The 6,000-nt window shown below is 54.2% G+C and carries 3 protein-coding genes and 1 pseudogene; 2 read left to right on the top strand and 2 right to left on the bottom strand.

Annotation, left to right across the window (positions count from 1 at the left end; translation table 11 throughout):
* Positions 1 to 125: 125 nt before the first annotated feature.
* Positions 126 to 944, bottom strand: a pseudogene (locus ACTBDZ_RS03750) (zinc-binding alcohol dehydrogenase family protein); the annotation flags it as partial.
* Between the two features lie 116 nt (positions 945 to 1,060).
* Here ACTBDZ_RS03750 and ACTBDZ_RS03745 point away from each other — a divergent pair.
* Positions 1,061 to 1,972, top strand: a complete 912-nt coding sequence (locus ACTBDZ_RS03745; RefSeq protein ID WP_438814298.1) for a LysR family transcriptional regulator — start codon at positions 1,061 to 1,063, stop codon at positions 1,970 to 1,972.
* Between the two features lie 225 nt (positions 1,973 to 2,197).
* Positions 2,198 to 3,871, top strand: a complete 1,674-nt coding sequence (locus ACTBDZ_RS03740) for a methyl-accepting chemotaxis protein (protein ID WP_438814295.1) — start codon at positions 2,198 to 2,200, stop codon at positions 3,869 to 3,871.
* Between the two features lie 96 nt (positions 3,872 to 3,967).
* On the opposite strand, the gene ettA is transcribed toward ACTBDZ_RS03740, so the two are convergent.
* Positions 3,968 to 5,635, bottom strand: a complete 1,668-nt coding sequence (gene ettA / locus ACTBDZ_RS03735; RefSeq protein ID WP_438814294.1) for an energy-dependent translational throttle protein EttA — start codon at positions 5,633 to 5,635, stop codon at positions 3,968 to 3,970.
* Positions 5,636 to 6,000: the final 365 nt, after the last annotated feature.

Here is a 6,000-nt window from a genome sequence, read left to right as displayed (position 1 = left end):
TCAAGGTTACGGATGGTAACGTGGGGAGTACTCATGCTGATTGGTCTGCAAAAAGCAGTAATAAATTCAGAACTTCAGAATACCGTCAAGTCCCGAAAAAAGAAAAATCAGGTGCGGAATGACGGGTACATGCTGCGGGTAAACATGAATTCCCAATGCAGCGAGGCACTTTTACGCTTCAGTTCGTTCTGATCCAGCGGACGTTCGTTTTCCACGATGGTGCAAATCTTGCCCTGCGGTGCAATCAGGGAGCCTATCGCGCTCCAGTGGCCGTCGGTATCGTTCAGGCAGAAAATATAATCCACCTGGGTAATGCCTGCTTTTTTCAACTCCCCGACCAAATCACGATAATCAACCACGAGATCCTCGCCGCGCTGACGGCACCATTCTGCCGAATCAGGACGGGATGCCGTGGTGATGACATTGACCTCGCTGCGCAGTGCCGCCAGTGAAATAGCCAGAGAGCCAACGCCGCCCGCGCCGCCGATAATCAGCAGGTTTTTCCCTGCGTCAGCGTCCTGAATCTCAAGGTGTTCAAACAGTCCTTCCCAGGCGGTGAGCGCGGTCAGCTGCAGCGCAGCGGCGGCGGCCCAGTCGAGGGATACCGGTTTGTGCGCCACAATCCGTGCATCAATGAGTTGATGCGAGCTGTTGCTGCCAGCGCACGTGATATCGCCGGCATACCACACTTCATCGCCCACCTGAAAACCGCTGACGCGATCGCCAATAGCAAGTACGGTGCCACTGGCATCCCAGCCTAACACGCGCGGCTCAGCCAATCCGTTTTTCCGCAAACCGGCATGGACTTTGGTATCGACAGGATTGATGGATATCGCTTTTACCTCAACCAGCAGATCGTGTGGGCCAGGTTGCGGCTGCTCTTGGGTAATGGCGATAAAACGTTCGGGATGTTGTGGGTCAACGGCAATAGCATGTACGGTCATGATCTGTTCCTCATTGTTTCGATGAGAAAAGTGTAGAACGAACTCATCGTGCTGATAAGATGGACAATCATTAACGAAGTGTTTGTTATAGGCGAACAATTATGTTTAAACCTTCCATGTTTAGGCAGTGGCAAGATATGGCGCTGTTTGCGCTGGTAGCCGAATGTGGCAGTGTGACACAGGCCGCGCTCAAGGCTGGCATGGCCAAATCCAGCCTCAGCTTGCGTATCAGTCAGCTCGAACAGCAGCTTGGGTTACGGCTGCTAAACCGCACTACGCGCAAGATCAGCCTGACGTTTGCTGGCGAGCGTTATCTGATCCATTGTCAGGAGATGATGCAGGCCAGTGAGCGGGCCGATCTCGCTATTCAACATTTACGTGATAATCCGAGCGGGCGGCTTCGCATCACCAGCCCGGCTGGTTTCGGTGCCACGCTGCTGGCGCGCTTGACTACCGAGTTTCAGCGCCGCTTTCCCACCGTATCTCTGGAAATTGCCATCTCTGACACGCTGGTGGATTTAGTCGATGAAGGGTTTGACGTGGCATTTCGCACCGGCAAGCCGCTTGATTCGTCTCTGATTGGCAGACCGTTGGGTGTGACGCCGCGTTATCTGGTGGCATCGCCGCACTATCTGGCGGGCCACCCGGCATTGGTGCATCCGCAGCAGCTTCAGTCTCACCAATGCATTGCCCATCGTGCCTGGGCGGAGTGGTCATTGCAGCGTGGCAGCGAGGATTATCGCTGGCTGCTTCCGCTGACGCACACCACGGACAATCTGCTGTATGCCCGTGAATGTGCGATGGCGGGCGCGGGCATTACCCTGTTGCCCGCGTTTCTTGTCGATGGCGTCGATCCGTCCCGACCATTGGTGCGCGTGTTGCCTGAATGGCGTGCAGAACCTAATGAACTCTATTTGGTTTATCCCAGCAGGAAACTTAATTCTCCCGCAATGGCCTGCTTTATCGAATTTGTGCTGCAACATGATGCGCTGGCGGAATATGTCACGCCGACCACACCTTTATCCTGATAGTGTGACGCGTTATATAATGTGAAAGCGTATTTCTTATTTTTAGAAATATAACGCCACTTTATTTGAAATGTGATTATGATCACGACATCAAGATGGATGTTTTCACGCCATTGCCGATAAAACATGAATCTGACGATGTTTTTTTAGCAACGCCAATGCTGTTCATGGTGCGTTGCGGAAGGGATATCCATACCAGCCGTTGTCGAAGTGAGAATAACAGTCATGTCCGAGTTAAAAGGAAATTCATTTTATATCAACAACATCAGACTTGTTACGCTATTTATTAGTCTGTTAACGATTATTTTATTACTGTTCGCTATCTCCATCGGTACGGCGAGTTATTTTCTTAAACAGAGTAATGATGCATTAGATCGGGCCAACCTGGTTTCTGATGTGCGTGCTGGCATCAGCAGCAGCATGGATCAGTTGCGCGTTGGTGATGCAGAGGGTTATAAAAGCGCACTGACACTGGCGGAAAACCGGGTAAAAAGCTCACAAAAACGCTTCGATGAATATCTGGCCCGGCCGGATAAATTCAACGCGCCCGCTGGATTGGATGATGAACTCGCCGTTAACTACGCGGCGTACCGCGATAAGGCGGTCAAACTGATCATCGAGGCGGCGAAGCGAGGCGAATTTGAAGAATTCATTTCACTGGAAAGCGATGAAGCGCGCAAACTGGACGAGAACTACGCGCAATCGGTGCGTAAAGCGGTGCGCTATCTGACGGATAACGCTACGCAAATCAACCAGCACGCCGAGGCCAATTCGCGCCGGGGCTTTATGCTGATGGCGCTCTCCTTTGTGGCTTCCATTGTGATGGCTGCGATCATCTACGTGATTATCCGCAATGCATTACTGGCTCCGCTGGATCGGTTGGTGACGCGCATTCAACGTATTGCCGCCGGGGATTTAACCCAAAGTGCTAGTGAGATGGGGCGTAACGAAATCGGTATTCTGGGACAGAATGTCCAGAATATGCAGGCCGCATTGGCAGAAACGGTTAGTGTGGTGCGCGAAGGGGCAACGGCGATTCATCTGGGGGCCACGGAAATTTCTGCGGGTAACATCGATCTCTCCTCACTCACGGAGCAGCAGGCCGCCGCGCTAGAAGAGACGGCCGCCAGTATGGAACAACTGACGGCTACGGTGAAACAAAACTCCGATAACGCCCACCATGCCAGCCAACTGGCGAAAAATGCCTCAACCAAAGCGGAGAAGGGCGGTGATATCGTGAATAACGTGGTGACCACCATGAGCGATATTTCTACCAGTTCACGCAAGATTGCGGACATTACCTCCGTGATTAACAGCATTGCTTTCCAGACCAACATTCTGGCTCTGAATGCCGCCGTTGAAGCCGCCCGTGCCGGTGAGCAAGGGCACGGGTTTGCCGTGGTGGCCGGTGAAGTGCGCAGCCTGGCGCAGCGCAGTGCACAGGCGGCAAAAGAGATTGAATCCCTGATCGGTGAGTCAGGTCGCCTGGTTGATACCGGCGCGCATCTGGTGTCACAGGCGGGAGAAACCATGGGTGAGATCGTTCAGGCGGTCACCAGCGTGACCGACATCATGAGGGAAATCGCTTCCGCGTCTGATGAACAGAGTCGGGGTATCAGCCAGGTGAGTCAGGCGGTGTCGGAAATGGATAGTGCAGTGCAGCAGAATGCGACGTTGGTGCAGGAGGCCTCTGCGGCGGCGGTATCGCTGGAGGATCAGGCCGGGCGTTTAACGCAGGCGGTTGCGGTATTCCAGATAGCTTTGTCAGTGCCCACCCGCGCGCTGGCAGCCTCGACGGGCGCTGCTGCGCCAACGTCAGTGCGCAGCAACCCTGCGTTGCCTGCGGCAGGCACAAAACGGGTCAAGCCGGATGACAATCAGAATTGGGAAACCTTTTGATCGCGATTGAGCGGCAATCACCATAAAAAAACGCCCCGGCAATAACCTAGGCGTTTGATATGAAGAGATATTTTACTACCTGGCGCTAACAGCTCATTACTTCGCGATACGCTTGTACTTGATGCGGTGAGGTTCCAGTGCGTCTGCGCCCAGCGTGCGTTTCTTGTATTCTTCGTACTCGGTGAAGTTACCTTCGAAAAACTCCACCTTGCCTTCATCCTGATAATCCAGAATGTGGGTAGCAATACGGTCAAGGAACCAACGGTCGTGGGAAATGACCATGGCGCAGCCGGGAAACTCCAGCAGTGCGTTTTCCAGCGCGCGCAGGGTTTCAATATCCAGGTCGTTGGTCGGTTCATCGAGAAGCAGCACGTTGCCACCGACTTGCAGCAGCTTCGCCAGGTGCAGACGACCGCGCTCACCGCCGGACAGTTCGCCGACGCGTTTGCCCTGATCGGTACCTTTAAAGTTAAAACGACCAACATAGGCGCGACTCGGCATCTCGGTGGTACCAATACGCATGATGTCCAGCCCGCCGGAGACTTCTTCCCACACGGTTTTGCTGTTGTCCATGCTGTCACGGAACTGATCGACCGACGCCAGTTTTACCGTTTCGCCCAGTTCGATAGTACCGCCATCGGGCTGTTCTTGACCGGACATCATACGGAACAGCGTTGATTTACCAGCACCGTTCGGGCCGATAATTCCAACAATCGCCCCTTTGGGCACCGCGAACGACAGGCCATCAATCAGTTGGCGCTCACCGTAGGCTTTGCTCAGGTTGGTGACTTCCACCACTTTGTCGCCCAGACGTGGACCTGGTGGAATAAACAGTTCGTTGGTTTCGTTACGTTTCTGGTATTCGGTGCTGTTAAGCTCTTCAAAGCGAGCCAAACGGGCTTTGCCCTTGGCCTGACGGCCTTTGGCACCCTGGCGCACCCACTCCAGCTCTTTCTCAATGGATTTACGGCGAGCCGCTTCCTGAGAGGCTTCCTGCGCCAGACGTTGATCTTTTTGCTCCAGCCAGGAAGAGTAGTTGCCTTCCCACGGAATGCCTTCGCCGCGGTCCAGTTCCAGAATCCAGCCAGCCACGTTATCGAGGAAGTAACGGTCGTGGGTGATGGCTACCACGGTGCCTTCGAAGTCGTGCAGGAAGCGTTCCAGCCAGGCCACGGACTCCGCATCCAGGTGGTTGGTCGGTTCGTCGAGCAGCAGCATGTCTGGTTTTTCCAACAGCAGACGACACAGCGCCACGCGACGGCGCTCGCCCCCGGACAGTTTGGCGATTTTGGCATCCCATTCCGGCAGGCGCAGCGCATCGGCAGCGCGTTCTAACTGGTTATCCAGATTATGGCCGTCGTGCGCCTGAATGATCTCTTCCAGCTTACCCTGTTCCGCCGCCAGCTTGTCGAAGTCGGCATCCGGATCGGCGTACAGAGCATACACTTCATCCAGACGTTTGAGCGCACCGACCACTTCCGATACCGCTTCTTCGACGGATTCACGTACTGTGTGTTCCGGGTTGAGCTGCGGCTCCTGTGGCAAATAGCCGATTTTGATGCCGGGTTGCGGGCGCGCTTCCCCTTCGATGTCTTTATCGATCCCAGCCATGATACGCAGCAGGGTGGATTTCCCTGCGCCGTTCAGGCCCAGCACGCCAATTTTTGCGCCTGGGAAGAAGCTGAGGGAGATATTCTTTAAAATATGGCGCTTCGGCGGAACCATTTTGCCGACGCGGTGCATGGTATAGACGTATTGAGCCACGTTGCGACTTCGCCTCTCTATGGGTTAAAGGATGCAGTGCGTAGCCCGCGCTGCATCGAGGTTAACGATGAAGGTGGGGCGTCGCCCTCTTCGATTTATCGTTATGTTGATGCGGAGTGTAGCTGGTTTCGCCGTGCGATCCCAGCCATCATCCCTTACTGTCTGTCACTCTGTGAAATGGCTCTAAGGGCTGCGTTTTGGCGCACAGCGTCCTACCCGGAATTTATAAACGGTTATCCTTACGTTGCTTGATATTTTATTCCCTTTTACGTCGCCGCCGCGCATCCTGTGCCATACTGGAGGGCAGCAAATGTCGTCTGGATGATGCAAATTTTGCTGATGCGAACACCCTGTTTGCACTGACA

This window comes from Symbiopectobacterium sp., assembly GCF_051710365.1.
Lineage (GTDB): Bacteria > Pseudomonadota > Gammaproteobacteria > Enterobacterales > Enterobacteriaceae > Symbiopectobacterium.
This window is presented reverse-complemented; position numbering and strand designations above follow the sequence as displayed.

Bases quoted from the DNA above. Each gene is read 5' to 3' on its own strand.
- ACTBDZ_RS03745 (WP_438814298.1), top strand. From the start codon at position 1,061: ATGTTTAGGCAGTGGCAAGATATGGCGCTGTTTGCGCTGGTAGCCGAA.
- ACTBDZ_RS03740 (WP_438814295.1), top strand. From the start codon at position 2,198: ATGTCCGAGTTAAAAGGAAATTCATTTTATATCAACAACATCAGACTT.